Origin of the sequence: Bacillus cereus group sp. BfR-BA-01311 (assembly GCF_022664295.1) — a bacterium.
In the GTDB taxonomy this organism is placed as follows: Bacteria; Bacillota; Bacilli; order Bacillales; family Bacillaceae_G; genus Bacillus_A; species Bacillus_A cereus.
In genome coordinates this window covers 394,871-414,598 of the sequence record NZ_JAKUHC010000005.1, presented here as the reverse complement: position 1 = coordinate 414,598, position 19,728 = coordinate 394,871, and the positions used below count along the sequence as shown (strand labels likewise).

The window sequence follows — 19,728 nt, the reverse complement described above, 5'->3', positions numbered from 1 at the left end:
ATTTCCTCCTTTCATTTACATATTAAATACAACAATACCTATAATCATTACTATTGTTCCCACAATATGATATCTCTCCATCTGTATCTTTTTTATATGAAACAGTCCTTTCATTTCAATAACTGTTGCCGTTAACAATTGAGCAACCATTAGTGTGCCAGCTGTCAATGTAACTCCTAGTGAATATATCGCCATAGTTTCTGCGCAAATAATGAATCCACCAAATGCACCCGCTGCTAAATATACTTTTTTCACACTCTTTAAATCTGTTACTTTCTCTTCTTTCTTTAACAAAAATACAGTTGTTGCAATAATGAATCCAATTAAATGGGTTATAATACTCGTCGACCATATACCGATATGTGAACTAAGTTTCGCATTAAAGGTTCCTTGAAGTGTTATAAATATCCCCGCAAAAACAGCAAATAGAATACCTTTCAAAAAATCATCTCCTCATCCTTTATTTCTGACTTAATTAAAAACCATCATCCTATAATGGCAAAAGGACAAATGTCACATCACTATGAAAATAACTTGGAATGAAAAAAAAACACACCTCAAAAATGCGAGATGTGTTTTTTATTTATATATAGTGTTTTATAAATGAAAATTACGCTACATTAAAAGATTTCTTTTTCATAACAAACTTTGCAAATAAGAAACGTACAAGCGGTCCCATAATAATTAATTGTAATGGATATGCCATTATGAAATTTTTAATAAAAATCGAAAAATAAATTGAAACAAATGAAGCTCCTTGTAGTCCACCATGTAAATGCATCATAGCCATACCGAAAAATGACATAAAGAACACCATTCCGATTACCATAGTTGTCGCCATCGCAACGATAATATTTATTTTCTTAGATTTATCAAATGGCAACATGAATACAATTTTTTTCGCACAAGGTCCAACTATACTTATTTCAATTAATAGCGCAATAATAAAGCCAATTAATAGTTCTAATGCAATCTCTTTAATATAAATTGGTCCTCCTGTTTCATTCATTAGTAAATTGTAAAACGTCATTACGATAACCATTCCAAGGCACATCATCATGCCAAATTGGAGGTTTTCTTTTCTTGTTGTTGGCAAATTTCATCATCCTCTCTCTTTGAGTCTTTGTCATTATATCGACATTGGAACCCCCTTCGTAAGTGAACATTTTGTGAACAAATTTAAAACGTTTTCATGTATTTTCTTTACTTTCAACTCAAATTCTCACTTTTACTTATAAAGGTTTTATATATTTCAATGTTGAATTACTAAATTTAACATTGCATTACATTATTTCTAGGAGGATAACCATGAATGAAACAGAATTTTACGCATATCACATCGTAACAAGGAAAAAAATGCATATCGGACAAATGATTCCTTTTAACAAAAATCAACACAATACTCTATATCACTTCTTTTTTGAAAGAAAACAATTAAATGCTAATGGTGAAGATGGCATACAAATTTTAAATAATCACTATAAAAATGACGAATTACATATAAATAATGAAAATGCTAAAGTAGTTATAAGTTATATGGATCAAACAGTTAGAGAAACAATTGTAGAAATGGTTAGACTACAAGAATTCCCTGAATACCCTTCCAGGTTATCTTGTTTATACGCTTCAAAAAGCTATGAAGATGCTTTAAAATGGAAAGCATTATTTGATTCTTACAATCGAGAAGTTTTACAGATTGTTAAACTACGAGTAATCGGAAGTTCTTTTGAAGGTGACGGTAATCTTTTACCGAAAGAAGATGGTATTCCTTTTTCTCAAAAAATCGAACAAGCTAGAGAGTATTGGAAAGGAAATATTAGAAATGAACTTCCTGAGCTACTGATTAATGGAGAAATTGAAGTGGTGGAAATTATTGATGACTTCTCCTCAATTCATATTTAATTTCTAACTAAATCATATAGGATGGAGATTACAATGAAGAAAAAAGTGTACTTCAATCATGATGGCGGCGTAGATGATTTAATTTCATTATTTTTATTACTTCAAATGGAAAACGTTGAACTTACCGGTGTATCTGTTATCCCAGCAGACTGCTATTTAGAACCCGCAATGTCTGCCAGTCGTAAAATTATCGATCGTTTCGGCAAAGGTAATATTGCCGTAGCCGCTTCAAACTCTCGTGGGCAAAACCCGTTTCCGAAAGACTGGCGGATGCATGCATTTTATGTAGATGCTTTACCAATTTTAAATGAGTCTGGAAAAGTTGTAACACCCGTGGTGGCAAAGCCTGCACATCACCATTTAATAGAAACACTTCTACAAACGGAAGGAAAAACAACTTTATTATTTACCGGGCCCCTAACTGACCTTGCTCGTGCATTATATGAAACTCCCATCATAGAAGATAAAATTGAACGTCTCGTTTGGATGGGTGGTACATTTCTTACCGCAGGCAATGTACATGAACCAGAGCATGACGGAACAGCTGAGTGGAATTCATTTTGGGACCCTGAAGCAGTGGCTCGTGTATGGGAATCAAAAATTGAAATCGACTTAGTGACACTAGAAAGTACAAACCAAGTTCCATTAACTATAGACATACGTGAACGTTGGGCAAAAGAACGAAAGTATATTGGTGTAGATTTCCTTGGCCAATGCTATGCGATGGTTCCTCCCCTCGTTCACTTTTCAACGAACTCTACTTACTACTTGTGGGATGTACTAACAACTGCGCTTGTCGGAAACACTAACCTCGCAAAAACTCAAACGATTAATAGTATCGTTCATACATACGGACCAAGCCAGGGGCGTACAGAGGAAACTGCTGATGGACGACCTGTAAATGTCGTTTATGATGTAAAACGTGATGTATTCTTTGAATATATTACTAAATTAGCTAAAAAAGCTGCTACTTGAAACCTCAATAACACGAAAAAAATTTATTAAGAATGATATACTTTAATTAATATAACATGAGGTGATAAGATGGATTATGAGTTACTAAAAGAACGAATAGAAATTATAACTTCTAGAATTAAATACATAGGTGGTGAAGTTCAAGAAGTTTGTATAGATGAACCATCTTCCCTTGAACAAATAATCCAAGTAGAAGAAAAACTGGGTATTAAACTACCAAATAGCTTCAAAAAGGTACTTTTAGAGTTCTCAGGAAATTTTAGCTTACGCTGGTTTTTACCTGACGATGTAGAGCTACCAAATGAACTTACTGATATTTTTTGCGGAACACCCCACTGGAGTTTAGAAAGTCTTTCTGAATTCGAAAAAAAACGTAAAGACTTGATTGACGAGTTTTTTTCAAATCTAGATGATGAATATGATGTAGTTTGGCACAACAAATTAGCATTTTGTGAAGTGGGAAATGGAGATTATTTAGCATTTGATATGAAAGATGATATAGATGCTCCAATAATTTACCTAAGCCACGACGATGGAGAAGGACATGGGTATAAGATTGCGAATAATTTCATTGAATTCATTGAGAATTGGTCAAGAGTAGCTTTTGTAGGATGCGAAGATTGGCAGTGGTTACCTTTCACTACTAGTTTTGAAAGTGGTATAAATCCAGATGATGAACCAGCCAAAAAATTTAGAAATTGCTTGGGACTTAATATTTAAAAGAGTATTGAATTAAATTTCAATACTCTTTTTGTGCAATTTAATTATATTGGATTAATGTAGTGTCTTATTGATTATTCATTTCATAACCATTGACAAAATAAGTTATTGTTTCTAACTCATCTTCATTTAATTCTCTTTCTAGTTCTTGTTTATACGCTGCCTTTATCTTCTCTTCATCGCCTTTATGCATTTTTGTATAAGTTCCTACTGTTTTTAACATACGAATCTCTTGTAAAAACTCCTCTCGATTTATCGCTTCTCCATGAGAAAGAATATATGTCTCAGCATCAAATTTTTCTAATTCATCTATTAATGCAAACGTTCTTTTCGTCGTATAGTTCCACTTCGAAGAAAAAATATCTGCATATATACAGTCTCCTAAAAATAATATCTTTTCTTCTTTCACGTAAATAACAACTGAATCATGTGCATGATCTCCGCCCACATGTTTTAACACGCATGTCACTTCACCAAGATCTAATTCCATTTGATTCTGGAACGTTAAGGTCGGAGGAATAATGTTAATATTTCTCGCTTTTTCTTCAAACTCTTTTTTTATGCAATCCGCACAAAATGCAATTTCAGTACCCTCTTTTACGCGTGCGTCCAAAGCTTCATCTGTCCATTCATAAGAAACAAGTGTACGCATCTCTTTTTTCGTTTCAGAATGTGCAATAGACAATGCATCTTGTAGTACAGGCAATCCAAAAATATGATCCCAATGCCAATGGGTTAGTGCTACGAAATCTGGATTCGATACATTTTGTTCTTTTAACATTTCTAAAAATAATTGTGCATGTTCTTCTGAATTCCCTGCATCAATCATTAACGTTTTTTCTTGTCCAACGACCATTCCTAAGATAGGTCTATCTGTTTCAGAAACAGGTGTCATATACCAAAATGAGTTTCCTATTTTTTTAATTTGTTGCATAACCAATTCCCCTTTTCATTTCCTCACTTAAGTTTAATATATAGATTATAACGAATCACTACTTTTTTCTCTATACTCAAACACAATTACTTGGACTATTCTAACTTTCCTTTTCGTAAGCTAAAAATAAGTGGAAGAATCGGAGTGTGATACTATGGAACGATTATGGATTCCAATGATTGTTACGTTTTTTTCATTTGGTGGATTACTATTAGGCGGTGCTGTTGGAGTAGCAACACGCCAACTCATTGAAGAAAAGATGCATCGTTTATACGCATTATGTGGCGGTATTTTACTTGGGCTTTTATCCCTTGAAATTATTCCTGAAACATTTTCAAGCTACGAAATGATTGGGCCTATATTTGGTATAGCCATCGGTATTTTAGTTATGAGCTTATTAGATAACTATTGTCACCATCCAATGATACATAAAAAAGATCAACAAGCATGGCAAACCTTCCTTTTTCTCTCTTTCGCTATATTTATTCATAATATACCTAGTGGATTTGCGTTAGGTACAGCTTTTATAAATCATAATGACTCTGCCATTCCCTTTTTAATAGCAATTGTCGTTCACCATATTCCAGAAGGATTAGCTTTAATTATTCCATTTCTTTTTACAAAACATAAATATATTTCCTTTTTATTAACGACTTTATTACTTTCTCTTATTCTCGGTACTGGCACAGTTTTTGGCATTTTGATGGAAGGAAAAGCTCTTCACCTGCAAGGACTCATTATGGGAAGTGCTATTGGTTCACTTGGATATGTCACAATTCATGAAATGCTTTGGAAAGCTAAGAAACAGCTCTCTTTCCCTACATTTCTAATGTGGGCAACTAGTGGTTTTCTCCTAATAATAGCGTTTACTCTACTAGCTGGACATCACTAAATTAAACAAAAAAGATAGCTGAAAACAATTTGTCTTCAGCTATCTTTTTTATTCTTTCTATTTCTCTATAGCTCCCTAGAAAAAACATGCATATACTTTGTTTTGAAATAACTGTAGTATTTCTTTCATACTTCGTATCGTTTCTCTCGACAAAACATTATTATTTTAGTCATTTATTAGAAGTTATATTATATTTTTTGACCATCATCTAATATTTTCGTTATTTGTAAAAAACATAAAAAAGAGCCCCTATTTTCAAAACAAGGACTCTTTTCATAAAATAAAACTTTAATCAGCCCTCACCAATCGGGCTGCCTGGCAAATAGCGGGATAAACTATTTAGCTACCTCTTCTTTCGGCATTACCATACCTTTATAAAGTTGAACAGTTATCCAGTAATAGATGAAATAAATGACTAAGAATATCCCAATTGGCACCCACACTTTTACAAACGGGTCAACTAATATAAAGCTGAATAAGTTAAGCCCTACTAAAACGTGAGAAATGCCAATGATTGCTGGGAAGATAAATAAATATGAAATTTCTTTATATATACTTTTCGTTAACATACTGCGTCTCACACCAATTTTTCGTAACATTTCATAACGGCGTATGTCGCGAGAAGCACCTGTTAATATCTTGAACATAAGGGAACTTGCCATCATTGCTAAAAAGGCAATTCCGAGGAAAAATCCCATAAACATTGTTCCGCTCATGAAGCTGTTCATAAACTGATAAATTGTCATTTTCGTAAATAAGTCTACCTTTTCACCTGTTGCTTTTTCAATTTGTGCTTTTTGTCTCTTGTCTATTTCGATCAATAACGGTTTATATTTTTTCATATCATCTACTTTTGCTAATGTTACAGTGTGTTCTGTTCCTTGAATTCCTTTATAATGCTCTTCGTCTGCAATTCTTACTGGTTTTCCGCTAAATTGATTATGCGTAATTTGTATCTCTCTTACAACTGCGTCTTCCCAATCCTTTGGCATACGAGGGAATTTTGCTAATTCAGGAGCCTCTAAAGCTGAATATACAGGTTCAGTTAAAGGTTCAGTCACACGTTTACGAACAGGCTCTTTTAACGTTTTTGTATCAAAATGGTCTGAAACAAGTGGTGGTTTCGCAGTTAAGTCGTTACGTAAATAATAAACCGCTTCTCCATCTACTTTATAGTTGTACTTGCTTTCTTCAACAATTTCCATTTCTTTTAAGGCAGCTTTGTCTTGATCATTCGGATCATGAATTACAACATCATATACACGAGAAAAGTCTGTCATAATACCTACATTTTTTTGGAAAGCCATACCTGCCGTCATCGCACCTGCGCCTAATGCAATTAACATCGCTACAGTACCTAATACTCTCGATAAACTATTTACTCGAAAGCGTAGCTGTGCATATGTAAAACTATTTAGACCAGTTTCATTTCGTTTTTTATTCCCCTTAATTTTCATCACAAAAAATGGGAGTAATGAACTAAAGATAAAATATGTTCCAAGTGTTGTAACGATGGTTGCTATAATAAAACCTAATTCAGCATATATTTTTACATTGATCATAAAATAGTACCCTATACTTACTAGTAATACACCAAGTACTGTCATTATAATAATGCGAGTTTTACTTTTCTTCACTTCATCTAGTGTTTCATCTTCACGAATTAACTCTAGTTCAGTTTTACGTAACAATCGGACACTGTTCATTAAGCCAGTAATGAAAAATAGTATTAAGAAGAAAATAACTGTAACTAAAATTGCTGGTGTGTATACAGATGCATAACTACCTTTTGCTGAAATTTCCATTCCATTCATTAAAAAGTTTCCTGCTACACTTGCAAGTAACATCCCTACTAAAATACCGATAATAATACTGACAATACCCATACCGAATGTTTCAATAAATAATAACTGTGCTACTTTTTTCTTTTTTGCACCAAGCATCATGTACATACCGAGTTCTTTTCTTCTTAACGTGAGTAAGAAAGAGTTGGCATATATAATATAAAATACAGTAATGAAAGATAATAGTATTGCACCTACCCAAAAGACGAGTCTAATACTACTAATTAGGCTATTATCTTTCGTAAATTCGCTATTCATCGCCATCGTTTGGAACATATAGAAAATACTAATACTAATAACGAGGCCAATAAGTAAAACCATATAATCTTTTAACATTTTTTTCATACTATGACGTGATAATTTAAATAACATAGTTTCGCCCCCTACTTAGACTCAGCAGCTGAGCCCATATGAGCGAGCACACCTAAAATGTCTTGATAGAAATTCTCTCTAGTGCCTTGACGATTTAATTCTTTATAAAGAAGACCATCTTGAATAAATAAAATACGCTCACAATAACTTGCACTAAATGCATCATGTGTAACCATCAAAATACTTACATTGTGATTTTCATGTAAATCTTGCATTGCTTCTAATAAACTTTTTGCGTTTTTACTATCAAGCGCACCTGTCGGTTCATCTGCTAATACAATTGCTGGATTATGTACTAAAGCTCTTGCCGCCGCTGTTCTTTGCTTTTGTCCACCAGAAACAGCAGTTGGATATTTTGTTAAAATTTCAGTAATTCCTAATTTCTTCGCAACGTCATTTACCTTTCCAGTAATCTCACTTGATGGTACGCCTTGCAGAGAAAGTGGTAAAGCTATATTTTCATAAATTGATAAGTTTTCTAGTAGATTAAAATCTTGAAAAATGAAACCTAATTTTTGAGAGCGAAAATCAGATAACGCATTGCCCTTCATAGAAGTAATATTTGTACCAGCTATCGTCACACTACCACCTGTCGCTTGGTCAAGTGTACTTATCACATTAAGTAAAGTCGTTTTTCCAGACCCAGAAGGACCCATAATCCCGACAAATTCTCCTTCTTTAATACTTAACGATACACCCCTTAATGCTTTTGACTGATTCTCATTTCTTTTTCCATACGTTTTTTCTACACTTTCTACAGTAACTACATTTGTTGACATCTCTTTCACTCCATCCCTTTTGTATAAAATTAATTTCTCACATATTTCTTATTATTTTGTCATGTAAATCCTTAAGATTTTTTTAATTATTCATTCAATAAGAGTTACACCTGTAACATGAACCTATTTCCTACTTCATATTCTCATTTTTCTACAACTCGTTCCCTCGATTTCGCTTACATTTACCTTACATTTTTGTAAGATAAAAAAGAAAACACACTAATTTCTAATAGTGTGTTTTCTTTACAATCAATATTTTCTATTCTTTATTTCTTCTTCAATAGTTGCCACAAATACATCTAGTGCAATAACTTCTGACTTCTCTTCCCCATATTTACGTACATTTACAGCTCCGTTTTCCATTTCCTTATCTCCAATAACAAGAACATACGGTACTTTTTGCATTTGTGCTTCTCTTATTTTATATCCTAATTTTTCATCTCGTGCATCTTGTTCAACACGAACTCCAGCTTGTGCTAATTTAAGTGCAATCTCATTGGCATATTGTTCATGTACTGCATTTGAAACTGGAATTACTTTCACTTGAACTGGTGCCACCCATGCCGGGAACGCACCTCCAAAGTGCTCAATTAATATTGCTAAGAAGCGATCTAATGACCCTAAAACTGCCCTGTGAATAACAACTGGTCTTTTCTTTTCATTATTTTCATCTATATAATTTAAATCAAATTTCTCTGGCATTTGGAAATCAAGCTGGATTGTTCCGCACTGGTGACTTCTATTTAAAGCATCTTTAATATGAAAATCAATTTTCGGCCCGTAAAATGCACCGTCACCTTCATTTAGTCTATATTTATAATTTAGCGATTGTAATACATTTTCTAATGCTGCTTCTGCTTGCTCCCATAATTTATCATCACCCATTGAGTCTTCTGGACGAGTAGAAAGCTCTACTTCATATTCGAATCCAAAAGTTTTATATACGTAATCAATTTGCGCCATTACGGATTTGATTTCATTTTCAATTTGTTTTGGAGTTACAAATAAATGTGCATCATCTTGGCAGAAAGTACGTACTCTTAATAATCCGTTTAACGCACCACTAAATTCATGGCGATGTACTTGACCGAATTCACACATACGAATCGGTAATTCACGATAAGAATGCAATTTATTTTTAAACATAAGCATGTGCCCTGGACAGTTCATCGGTTTTAATGCAAAACTTTTATTATCTACTTCAGAGAAATACATATTATCTTTATAATGTCCCCAGTGCCCTGATTTCTCCCATACTTCTTGGTTCATCATGAACGGAGTGCGTACTTCTTGATAATTGTACTCTTTTTGAATTTCTCTTAAAAATGCTTCCAATTCGTTACGAATCATTTGTCCTTTCGGTAAATAAAACGGCATTCCCGGAGCCTCTTCAGAAAACATAAATAACTCAAGCTCATTGCCTAACTTACGATGATTTCTTTTTGTTGCTTCTTCAACGAAATGTAAATACTCTTCTAATTCTTTTTGAGAAGAGAATGCAACACCATATATGCGCTGAAGCACTTGGTTATTACTATCACCTCGCCAATATGCACCGGAAACGTGAGTTAATTGAAATGCTTTCAAATAACCTGTAAATGGTAAATGTGGCCCTCTACATAAATCTACAAATTCACCTTGTTTATATAGTGTTACACTTTCCCCACTAGGAATTGCTTCTAAAAGTTCTAATTTCAAGCGATCGTTCATTTCTTGAAACAGTTTTGCTGCTTCTTCTCGAGAAACCTCAACTCGTTCTATCTTTATATTTTCATTTATAATCTTTTTCATTTCTTTTTCGATTTTTCGTAAATCTTCTACGTTTACACTACTTGGAAGATCCATATCATAATAAAATCCATTTTCAATAACAGGCCCCACCCCAAGATTTATATCACCATACATTCTTTTTACAGCTTGCGCTAAAATATGTGCCGCAGAGTGTCTTGTAATTTCTACACCTTCATTTGAATCTATAGTAATGATTTCTACTTCCGCATTTTCTTCAATCTTTCGGCGTAAATCATATAACCCATCATTCACTTTCCCCGCGACTGCTTCCTTTTTCAAACTACTGCTAATGGATCCCGCAATTTCTTCTAAAGTAATTCCTTTTACAAATTCTTTCACGCTACCATCTGGAAATTTAATTTCAATCATTTGTTCTTTCATTTTTCATCTCTCCATTTCATAATAAAAAGCACACTCATCCCTAACATAGGGACGAGCGTGCTTTTACCCGTGGTTCCACCCAGATTCCCATCACAAAATGCAATGGCTTCTTTTACGGTAACGTCGTTTATACGGCACTAGATACTTAATTTCCCCAGTGCAGCTCTAAGGTGGTAAGTTATTTTTCTGCGTTAGGAAGTTCTCAGCTTTCCTTCCTTCTCTGTATAACCGGGGAAAATAACTCGTGTCCTTTTCTTCGCTTTTTATGAAATTGAATGCAAAAAAGCATATTCATCCCTAAATATAGGGACGAGTATGCTTATATCCGTGGTTCCACCCAGATTCCCATCACAAAAAACATAATGGCTTCTTTTGCGATAACGTCGCATACACGGCACTAGATACTTAATTTCCCTAGTGCAGCTCTAAGGTGGTAAGTTATTTTTCTGCGTTAGGAAGTTCTCAGCTTTCCTTCCTTCTCTGTATAACCGGGGAAAATAACTCGTGTCCTTTTCTTTGCTTTTTGTAAAACATCCATTTATTGTTATTTAATATATCTTATTCATTTTATTTTTGCAAGTGTTTAAAAAAATTATTTATTTAATTAAAAAAGTGAAACCAAATTTTTTTGGTTTCACTTCACAATTTTACCAATCTTGTGGTTCGTAATTTAAGTCTGCAAATAGACGTCTTTTCTCTTTCTTTGTTAAATCTCTCCACTGCCCAACCGGTAAATTATTCAATTCAATATTCATAATTCTCGTACGTTTTAACGTGTATACTTGATAACCTAAAGCTTCACACATACGGCGAATTTGACGATTTAGCCCTTGTGTTAAAATAATTTGGAACTCATATTTTGATAACTGTGTAACCTCACAAGGAAGCGTTTTTGTTCCTAAAATTTTAACACCCGCTGCCATTTTCTCTAAGAAATCAGGTGTAATTGGCTTATCTACTGAAACGATATATTCTTTCTCATGTTTGTTTTCAGCACGTAAAATTTCATTAACAATATCACCATCATTCGTTAACAAAATTAAACCGTCTGAGTCTTTATCAAGACGTCCAATGTGACTAATTCGTAAAGGATGGTTCACTAAATCGATAATATTACCTTTTACTGATTTTTCACTCGTACATGTAATACCTACTGGTTTATTTAAAGCGATATATACGTGATCTCGAGCAATTCGAAGCTGCTCTCCATTTACTCGTACATCATCACCTGGGTTCACTTGGTCACCAATTTTTGCAACCTTACCGTTAATAATTACTCTTCTCTCATTAATTAGTTTATCCGCTCCACGTCGAGACGCTTTTCCAGCTTCACTAATAAATTTATTGATACGCAAATTAGGCACATCCTTTTCTAAAAAAATTTCAAGCTCACACTGCTTCTACCGTACAATACAAAAGGGTAAGCCTCCTATTATAACTTAAATATATTAACATGAAAGGGTATATAACGTCTTCTATTAATTACTTGTTTATAAGAAAATATCTTTATTATACATTCATTTATACACTTTTTCAGCGTTTAATATACAAGCCATTCTTCCTTACATACAGCTTGTTTTCCTTTTATCTCTTCTATATCTTCATGAATATTAGCTAATTTATATAAATCTAGGAAAATCTCTTCCACATAATGTTGGTGCGCTATTTCATCTTTCCAATACGTTAACACTATGTAACGATTTTCATTTTTCAAAGACTTCCCAACTACTCCACCTAGCATTCCTTTTGCTTTTTCCATTCCTTTATTCCAAATTGTTTCTTGCTTATGTAAAAAATGCTTTTCCTTTTCCACCTTTACATCGCATATAGCAACTCTTACGAATGATCCTTCTGTAACAACGTCTTTCAAATGCGTATCAGTTATATCATACAACGTTTGAAATAATTCAATTTCACACGAAAGAAACGTATCCTCTTGATTACTATTTAAATAAATTGTATCGTGAGCACCATTCATAAATGATTGATATGTACTTCTATCTTCCCATAAAGTAAATACACATGCCTCATCTTCATACCATCCACCAAATTGTCCATGAAAACCATCTAGATGCCGTATATCACTCCATTTTTCTTGCGCATTTGAAAACAATTTCTTTTTCTCTTCTTCCACCTTACAGTAGATTGTTTTTAGTAACATTTTTAATTCCCCCTTTAGCATATAATTTATCTTCTTCTCACAATAATTAGTTCACATAATATTTTTATAATCACCCTAATACTCTTTATAGGCATATAGAACTAATCATATTTATCACTACATCTATCAAAACATCTATCGAATTTAATTTCAAATGATTCAGAATAAAAAAAGATGTAACTCTTAATGAATTACATCTTTAGCTAATCTCCCTTATTCATCTTTTTCTCAAATAAATAATACGTAATTTCTCCCGGATAATGTACTACTGCTACCTTCCTTTCCCCTTTTTTAAAACTAACAGTATGCCCGTTTTCCCCTAAGTTCTCCCATCCATTTGCCTTTGTAATAGGCATTACACTTATATATTGATAGTCCTCTTCATTATCATCGTTAATATGGATTGCTGACATTGGCACTGGAAAATCTTTAATTTTAGATTCTTTGTCTACATATATGAGTGCAAATAAACCAACTAATAACATAGCCATTGAAATACTTAAAACCAGTTTTCTTCTATTCATTTTCACTAAAAACCCTCTTTTCTCGCATATAGCTTTCATCATTTTACTAAATTTAATTATTCGTGTATAGAAAAGACATAATTTAAATTATTTCTAACCTATTTTCTCTACTTTAAACAACATCATTGTTATATATTATAATTATAAGTTTTTAAATTTTGGAGGCGTTACATATTGCAGAAATTACTTTTTACTAAATGGACAGTTGTTATTTCTATTTTCATCATTTTCGGTACGATTTTCTATGTTACTAATGTTAAAAATAACAACGAAAAAGCAACTGTAGAAACAGCGGAGACAAAAACTTTCAAAACGAAATTACAACCTAAAATTCATGAATTGACTACTCATTATAATGACATCATCGAAAAAGATTGGTTACCTGCCTGGGAAGAGATTAACACGAATGGAGATTCAGTAGATCGAAATAAACTATTAGTTACAATGAGTGCTGTTTCCAAACAGTACGAAACAATTATGAACGAAATAGACACGCTTAAAATTGAAGAAAACATAACAGATATAGATATACAAAAACAACTACTTCAATTCACAACTCAGTTTAAATCCGCATCAAATTTCATGAAAAATGCAGCAAATTTGATTATAGACGGAGCAAATAACTCTACTCCAACCAATGAAACTATTGAAAAAACAAAACAAGCTTTAGGACTTGCGGATCAACATATTGTCATCGCTTTATCTACTTTAAATGAAGTTGAAGATAAATTAGGACTTACAAAAAAATAAAACTATTTACTATTTTAAAATAAAAAATGATTGCAATTCACAATTTGTATGTCTATAATGTTTTTATTGATTTACAATCAATGTGTTTATAAATTTTATAATTCGGATGAACCATTCAGGAGAAGGTCTATTGATCTACCGACGGGGCAAAAAGTTGTTATACCAGCTTTGAAACTCTCAGGTCTTGGTTACAAGTAGAACTGCATGGGGACGAATCTCTGGAGAGACTCCCTCTCGCTTTCATAGAGCGCGGAGGAAAACGAGCACCGAAGGAGCAAATCCGCTACTTTAGCGGATAATCTCTCAGGTAAAAGGACAGAGACAAGCGAAAGAAAAAGCCGATTGTATCGGTTTATTTTTCTATCCCTTGTTTCTCCAGAGACCATTTCATTTACTTGAAGTGGTTTTTATTTTTTCTAAAAAAGGAGAATAAAGATGGAGACAGTAAGTAAAGTATTAGAACAACTAAATCAATACGTGTGGGGATTACCAACTTTGTTGCTACTCGTTGGAACAGGTATCATTCTCACAGTGCGTTTGAAAGGTTTACAGTTTAGTAAACTATTATACGCTCACAAACTAGCGTTTAAAAAATCAGAAGATACTTCTTCTTCTGGAGATATTAGTCACTTCCAAGCACTCATGACAGCTATGGCCGCAACGATTGGTATGGGTAATATAGCCGGTGTTGCAACAGCGGTTACAATTGGTGGTCCTGGTGCAATATTTTGGATGTGGATTACCGCTTTATTCGGTATGGCAACAAAGTATGCAGAGGCAATACTTGCAGTGAAATACCGTGTTAGTAATGAAAATGGTGAATATTCAGGTGGACCAATGTATTATTTAGAGCGTGGTTTAGGTAAGAAATGGCTTGCTATATTATTCGCTATATTTGGTACAACTGCTTCTTTCGGTATTGGTAATATGGTGCAATCTAACTCAGTTGCAGAGGCAATGCGAATTAATTTCTCTTTCCCTCCTGCTTTAACTGGTATAGTAATGTCATTTTTAATCGCAATTGTTATTTTAGGCGGTGTAAAAAAAATTGGGAAAGTGACGGGATATGTCGTTCCTATTAAAGCTTTCTTTTATATAATTGCTGGTCTTATAATTATTTTCTATCACTACGACCAAATTCCAGAAGCATTTTCACTTATTTTTTCTGGTGCATTTAATGGTACAGCAGCTGCTGGTGGTTTTATTGGGGCAACAGTTGCATCAGCTATCCAAATCGGAATGGCGCGTGGTGTATTTGCGAACGAAGCTGGTTTAGGGAGTGCACCAATTGCGGCGGCGGCGGCAAAAACCGATTCGCCTGCAAAGCAAGCTTTAGTTTCAATGACTGGTACTTTTCTAGATACGTTTATTGTATGTACAATTACAGGACTAGTATTAATTACTACAGGCGCTTGGAAATCAGGTAAAACTGGTGTTGAAGCTACAACACTTGCATTCCAATCTGTATTCGGTACTGCTGGTAGTATGATTCTCGGTATCGCAATTATTTTATTTGCCTACTCTACTATTTTAGGCTGGTCGTATTATGGAGAAAAATGTGTAGCTTATTTATTCGGAGAAAGTGCAGTTAAATATTATAAAGCAATCTTTATTTTCATGATTGCAATTGGTGCTAATTTAAAGCTAGGAATCGTATGGACATTTGCTGATATTGCAAATGGACTTATGGCAATTCCAAACTTGATTGGTTTGATTGGATTAAGTAGTATTGTTGTTGCTGAAACGAATCGCTTTTTACAAGCAGAGAAATTGAAAGAAAATAATAAAAAACAGGCAAGTTAATCTATGAAAAAAGGAATGACTCATACATGATGAGCATTCCTTTTTTCATCCCCTCTTTTACTTAATTACTATCATTAAAAATATATTTATATCAATATTTACTCCTTTTTATTCCTCCAAAAGTTTTTCACATAAATGTCATAAATCGTATGGTCTAACTATATAGTTGAAAAGGAATGCGACATTAAAGTGTCGCTGAAAAACTCATCCAAGAAAAGGGAGGAAAAATCTTTTGAAAAACAAAATCATCGTTTTCCTATCTGTTTTATCATTTATTATTGGTGGTTTCTTCTTTAACACGAATACTTCAAGTGCTGAAACATCATCTACTGATTACGTTCCTAACCAATTAATCGTTAAGTTCAAACAAAATGCATCTTTAAGTAATGTGCAATCTTTTCATAAATCTGTCGGAGCTAATGTCTTATCTAAAGATGATAAGTTAGGTTTTGAAGTCGTACAATTTTCAAAAGGTACTGTAAAAGAAAAAATAAAGAGTTATAAAAATAATCCAGATGTGGAATATGCAGAACCAAATTATTACGTTCACGCCTTTTGGACTCCAAACGACCCATATTTTAATAATCAATATGGATTACAAAAGATTCAAGCTCCACAAGCTTGGGATAGCCAACGAAGTGATCCTGGTGTAAAAGTAGCTATTATTGATACAGGAGTTCAAGGCTCACACCCTGATCTGGCTTCGAAAGTAATTTACGGGCATGATTATGTTGATAACGACAATACATCTGATGATGGTAATGGTCATGGTACACATTGCGCTGGAATTACTGGAGCACTTACGAATAACAGCATCGGAATTGCTGGTGTTGCCCCACAAACTTCAATTTATGCTGTCCGCGTATTAGATAATCAAGGAAGTGGTACTCTTGATGCTGTAGCGCAAGGTATTCGAGAAGCTGCTGATTCGGGTGCAAAAGTAATTAGTTTAAGTTTAGGAGCTCCAAATGGTGGTACTGCATTACAACAAGCCGTTCAATATGCATGGAATAAAGGCTCTGTTATAGTTGCAGCTGCTGGAAATGCTGGAAATACAAAAGCTAATTACCCTGCTTATTACAGCGAAGTAATTGCAGTTGGTTCTACAGATCAATCAGATAGAAAATCTTCATTCTCTACTTATGGTAGCTGGGTAGATGTTGCAGCACCAGGTTCAAATATATATTCAACATATAAAGGAAGCACGTATCAATCATTAAGTGGTACATCTATGGCAACACCTCATGTTGCAGGAGTCGCTGCTCTTTTAGCAAATCAAGGATATAGCAATACACAAATCCGCCAAATTATTGAGTCTACTACTGATAAAATTAGTGGTACAGGTACGTACTGGAAAAACGGTAGAGTCAATGCATATAAGGCTGTACAATACGCTAAGCAATTGCAAGAAAATAAAGCTTCTTAATAAATAAAGTAAAATTTTAATCAGTCGATCTACCATTAATGCCGGATAAAATAGAAGGAGAGACTTCTACAATTAAAGCCTCTCCTTCTTACAAACTATATTACTCTCCCTGCTTTTTAACCATATGTAAATACAGTACAAAATCCATCATTGTCGACGAATGACCAAGTTGACGGATCATCGCTGTTATATTTCCTCTATGATATGTACCATGATTTACGACATGTTGCACTAATTCTAAAATCGAAGTTTCTAATTTCCCTACATATGGATTCTCAATAACAAATACAGCATTCACATCTTGTATTGTAATTAAAAAATCTTTATATTGATTTGCCATGTTTTCAAACATTTTTTCTAATTCATGTAACGATTTAGTTTCAATTTGTTTTCGTAAATCTTCTCGGTCTTGTATTGCTTCATTCATACTTTTACCATGCAATATATGTAACCACACTTGATCTGTAATATAAATATGCACAAAAGTATCCTTAATGGATGGAAATACACTCTGTATCTGCTCATTAAAAATCGTCTCATAGTTTGGTAACTCTTTTAATCGATTGAATAATCTTGTATTGGCCCAAGCATGATAATCACACTGTTTTAATATATAATCTTTCAATTTATATTACCTCCTTATTGTATGAAACGAATGGTTTGTTTCTTCATTTCTGATTCTCTATCAGCCTTTGCAATCCCTTTTTCTTTCATTTCATGCTTATTTATCGTTTTATATTTTACATACGTATAAAATTCCGTTTGAAATGGAAATGGTGTAATCCGAATTGTTTCCTCGTCCACCCATTCAGCTTGAATAAGTTTCTCCTCTTCACTATTAAACATTTCTGTTCCTTCAAAACCATCTTTAAATAAATCAATTTCATCTTTCTTTTTGACACCAGGCTTATTCATACATACGTATAAAGAAAGTTCATCACAAAACTTTAATAATTTATAATGTTTATCGAACATCGCAAACTGTTCTTTTGTTAACGTTTTCAAGATTCTTTTTTGTCGTTCTAATTCATGTTTATAAAATGACATCATCTCTTCATCTTCCTCGTTTAGTGGAAATGATAAAAAATGTTTACTACAAAGCAATGCCCCGTATGGATTAGAATTTTCAATTTCATTCAAACCAATCGTATAAAAAACAAAACGTAATGGGCTTGGACAATCCATAAATGTATATGGAATATTTTTAGCATCATTCAAAATTGGTACTTTATCAAGCTCTATCCATCCTCTGTCATGCTCATATATTGCATCAACTGTTTCTTTTAAATATGTTTTACTTTCAAAAAAGCCTTCTTTTATATGTTTTGCAATCTCTCCAGCTAAAGAACCATGGTCATGTTGACGAATTAATATACTTTCCTTCTCATTTTTTTCACGAAAAATCATTCATATACTCCCCCTCATCCTCATACTAAAGCTTTTTATATGCATCGATTCTTAATTAATCCCTAAATAATAGAAGGGATTCAGTCTCTTGCAACGAAATTAACATAATTATATAGTATTCTATCTAATCATAGTGATAGCTTTATCTTTACTATCTATTATACTAAAACATTCATTCCAAAAATTTTTTTATGAGGTGAAAACATGAACAAAACAGAATTAATTAAAAACGTAGCTCAATCAGCTGATATTTCTCAAAAGGACGCTTCTGCAGCTGTACAATCCGTATTTGACACAATTGCTAATGCATTACAATCTGGAGATAAAGTTCAACTAATCGGTTTTGGAACTTTTGAAGTGCGCGAAAGATCTGCTCGTACAGGACGTAATCCGCAAACTGGCGAAGAAATTCAAATCGCCGCTGGTAAAGTTCCTGCATTTAAAGCAGGTAAAGAATTAAAAGAAGCTGTTAAATAAACAAGAAACCAGCCATTTTATAGGCTGGTTTCTTGTTTTTATTTAAGCAATTGCTTTATATTCTCTGCATGATACACTTCACAAATATAAAATACACATTTGCATTTACTTACAATTTGATACTTTCTAGTTGGATACACATTCGCTGTAACAGAACATCCATCAAACAATTCGATAATATTTCCAGATGGCTGATATCCTTCATATAATACATTTCTTCTTACTTCCATCTTTTCTATAAGCTTTTCAACAGGAATATTTCCACTCTCTAATTCACTCTTTATTGCGTCCGGTAAAAACGAAGTGTCTGCAAAAATTAGATTTTCAGATAACACCTTGCCTTTATAACTAACATTAGATACACGGTAAAGAAATGTTCCATCTTTATCAAAGAAATTCTTTGCTTCTTTCGGAATGTACTGTCTACCAAGTGCCTCTTGTTCAAGAACATCAAACTGAACTGTATCATTTAAAAGCTTTTCTAAAGCATGAATGGATGATGTATCTCCAGAAAATAAAATATTTTTAATTGCTTGTACGTTATAAGTGAATTCATTCTTTCTATTTTCCGCTACTAACATGAGGAACAC

At 33.3% G+C, this 19,728-nt stretch carries 20 protein-coding genes, 1 riboswitch and 2 other annotated features; of the genes, 8 read left to right on the top strand and 12 right to left on the bottom strand.

Going from position 1 to position 19,728, the window contains the following annotated elements; genetic code table 11:
• Positions 1 to 15: 15 nt before the first annotated feature.
• Both MR136_RS15275 and MR136_RS15270 read right to left on the bottom strand, forming a co-directional pair.
• Positions 16 to 441 (bottom strand): DMT family transporter, encoded by a 426-nt coding sequence (locus MR136_RS15275; protein WP_000676261.1) that lies wholly within the window; start codon positions 439 to 441, stop codon positions 16 to 18.
• Between the two features lie 169 nt (positions 442 to 610).
• Positions 611 to 1,096, bottom strand: coding sequence for a DUF2798 domain-containing protein (locus tag MR136_RS15270; protein ID WP_001143404.1), 486 nt, complete (start codon positions 1,094 to 1,096; stop codon positions 611 to 613).
• A gap of 212 nt (positions 1,097 to 1,308) precedes the next feature.
• Here MR136_RS15270 and MR136_RS15265 point away from each other — a divergent pair, with 212 nt between their 5' ends.
• The 3 genes from MR136_RS15265 to MR136_RS15255 all read left to right on the top strand — a co-directional run bounded on the left by MR136_RS15265 (position 1,309) and on the right by MR136_RS15255 (position 3,597).
• Positions 1,309 to 1,902, top strand: a complete 594-nt coding sequence (locus tag MR136_RS15265; protein ID WP_061457168.1) for a DUF2441 domain-containing protein — start codon at positions 1,309 to 1,311, stop codon at positions 1,900 to 1,902.
• A 21-nt stretch (positions 1,903 to 1,923) separates the two neighbouring features.
• Entirely contained in the window at positions 1,924 to 2,877 is a 954-nt protein-coding gene (locus MR136_RS15260; RefSeq protein WP_088338814.1) for a nucleoside hydrolase, read from the top strand.
• A 69-nt stretch (positions 2,878 to 2,946) separates the two neighbouring features.
• A complete protein-coding gene (locus MR136_RS15255) occupies positions 2,947 to 3,597 on the top strand; it encodes an SMI1/KNR4 family protein (RefSeq protein ID WP_242259508.1) in 651 nt (216 codons plus the stop codon).
• A gap of 67 nt (positions 3,598 to 3,664) precedes the next feature.
• Here MR136_RS15255 and MR136_RS15250 read toward each other — a convergent pair whose 3' ends face one another.
• Entirely contained in the window at positions 3,665 to 4,531 is an 867-nt protein-coding gene (locus tag MR136_RS15250; RefSeq protein ID WP_061457167.1) for an MBL fold metallo-hydrolase, read from the bottom strand.
• A gap of 154 nt (positions 4,532 to 4,685) precedes the next feature.
• Between MR136_RS15250 and MR136_RS15245 the strand changes: the two genes are divergently transcribed.
• Positions 4,686 to 5,423 (top strand): ZIP family metal transporter, encoded by a 738-nt coding sequence (locus tag MR136_RS15245; RefSeq protein ID WP_061457166.1) that lies wholly within the window; start codon positions 4,686 to 4,688, stop codon positions 5,421 to 5,423.
• A 335-nt stretch (positions 5,424 to 5,758) separates the two neighbouring features.
• Here the strand turns inward: MR136_RS15245 and MR136_RS15240 are convergent, their stop codons facing one another.
• The 6 genes from MR136_RS15240 to MR136_RS15215 all read right to left on the bottom strand — a co-directional run bounded on the left by MR136_RS15240 (position 5,759) and on the right by MR136_RS15215 (position 13,317).
• A complete protein-coding gene (locus MR136_RS15240) occupies positions 5,759 to 7,639 on the bottom strand; it encodes an FtsX-like permease family protein (RefSeq protein ID WP_061457165.1) in 1,881 nt (626 codons plus the stop codon).
• An 11-nt stretch (positions 7,640 to 7,650) separates the two neighbouring features.
• Positions 7,651 to 8,418, bottom strand: coding sequence for an ABC transporter ATP-binding protein (locus tag MR136_RS15235; protein ID WP_000106426.1), 768 nt, complete (start codon positions 8,416 to 8,418; stop codon positions 7,651 to 7,653).
• Between the two features lie 249 nt (positions 8,419 to 8,667).
• Positions 8,668 to 10,590 carry a threonine--tRNA ligase gene (gene thrS / locus MR136_RS15230; protein ID WP_078420644.1) on the bottom strand — a complete coding sequence of 641 codons (1,923 nt, stop codon included), beginning with the start codon at positions 10,588 to 10,590 and terminating at the stop codon, positions 8,668 to 8,670.
• Positions 10,591 to 10,634: 44 nt separating this feature from the next.
• Positions 10,635 to 10,856: a binding site (T-box leader), on the bottom strand.
• Positions 10,857 to 10,892: 36 nt separating this feature from the next.
• Positions 10,893 to 11,116: a binding site (T-box leader), on the bottom strand.
• 121 nt (positions 11,117 to 11,237) lie between these two features.
• Positions 11,238 to 11,945 (bottom strand): 23S rRNA pseudouridine(2604) synthase RluF, encoded by a 708-nt coding sequence (gene rluF, locus MR136_RS15225; protein ID WP_001222171.1) that lies wholly within the window; start codon positions 11,943 to 11,945, stop codon positions 11,238 to 11,240.
• 185 nt (positions 11,946 to 12,130) lie between these two features.
• On the bottom strand, positions 12,131 to 12,751 hold the full coding sequence (locus MR136_RS15220; RefSeq protein WP_242259507.1) for a DUF4937 domain-containing protein: 621 nt from the start codon (positions 12,749 to 12,751) through the stop codon (positions 12,131 to 12,133).
• 203 nt (positions 12,752 to 12,954) lie between these two features.
• On the bottom strand, positions 12,955 to 13,317 hold the full coding sequence (locus MR136_RS15215) for a hypothetical protein (RefSeq protein ID WP_002197739.1): 363 nt from the start codon (positions 13,315 to 13,317) through the stop codon (positions 12,955 to 12,957).
• 132 nt (positions 13,318 to 13,449) lie between these two features.
• Between MR136_RS15215 and MR136_RS15210 the strand changes: the two genes are divergently transcribed.
• From MR136_RS15210 to MR136_RS15200, 3 genes are all read left to right on the top strand, one after another.
• Positions 13,450 to 14,025, top strand: coding sequence for a hypothetical protein (locus MR136_RS15210; protein ID WP_001170889.1), 576 nt, complete (start codon positions 13,450 to 13,452; stop codon positions 14,023 to 14,025).
• A gap of 208 nt (positions 14,026 to 14,233) precedes the next feature.
• Positions 14,234 to 14,354: riboswitch (glycine riboswitch) on the top strand.
• A gap of 106 nt (positions 14,355 to 14,460) precedes the next feature.
• A complete protein-coding gene (locus MR136_RS15205; protein ID WP_000451037.1) occupies positions 14,461 to 15,828 on the top strand; it encodes an alanine/glycine:cation symporter family protein in 1,368 nt (455 codons plus the stop codon).
• A 232-nt stretch (positions 15,829 to 16,060) separates the two neighbouring features.
• Entirely contained in the window at positions 16,061 to 17,254 is a 1,194-nt protein-coding gene (locus MR136_RS15200; protein WP_078420647.1) for a S8 family peptidase, read from the top strand.
• 100 nt (positions 17,255 to 17,354) lie between these two features.
• Here the strand turns inward: MR136_RS15200 and MR136_RS15195 are convergent, their stop codons facing one another.
• The gene (locus tag MR136_RS15195; protein ID WP_000656267.1) at positions 17,355 to 17,879 is read right to left on the bottom strand and encodes a DinB family protein; all 525 of its coding nucleotides are present in this window, start codon (positions 17,877 to 17,879) and stop codon (positions 17,355 to 17,357) included.
• 14 nt (positions 17,880 to 17,893) lie between these two features.
• The gene (locus MR136_RS15190) at positions 17,894 to 18,661 is read right to left on the bottom strand and encodes a DUF3891 family protein (protein WP_078420648.1); all 768 of its coding nucleotides are present in this window, start codon (positions 18,659 to 18,661) and stop codon (positions 17,894 to 17,896) included.
• 204 nt (positions 18,662 to 18,865) lie between these two features.
• On the opposite strand from MR136_RS15190, the gene MR136_RS15185 reads away from it, so the two are divergent.
• Complete coding sequence (locus MR136_RS15185) at positions 18,866 to 19,138, top strand: HU family DNA-binding protein (protein WP_001043905.1); 273 nt, start codon at positions 18,866 to 18,868, stop codon at positions 19,136 to 19,138.
• Between the two features lie 38 nt (positions 19,139 to 19,176).
• Here MR136_RS15185 and MR136_RS15180 read toward each other — a convergent pair whose 3' ends face one another.
• Positions 19,177 to 19,719, bottom strand: a complete 543-nt coding sequence (locus MR136_RS15180) for a hypothetical protein (protein WP_000959125.1) — start codon at positions 19,717 to 19,719, stop codon at positions 19,177 to 19,179.
• Between the last annotated feature and the right edge of the window lie 9 nt (positions 19,720 to 19,728).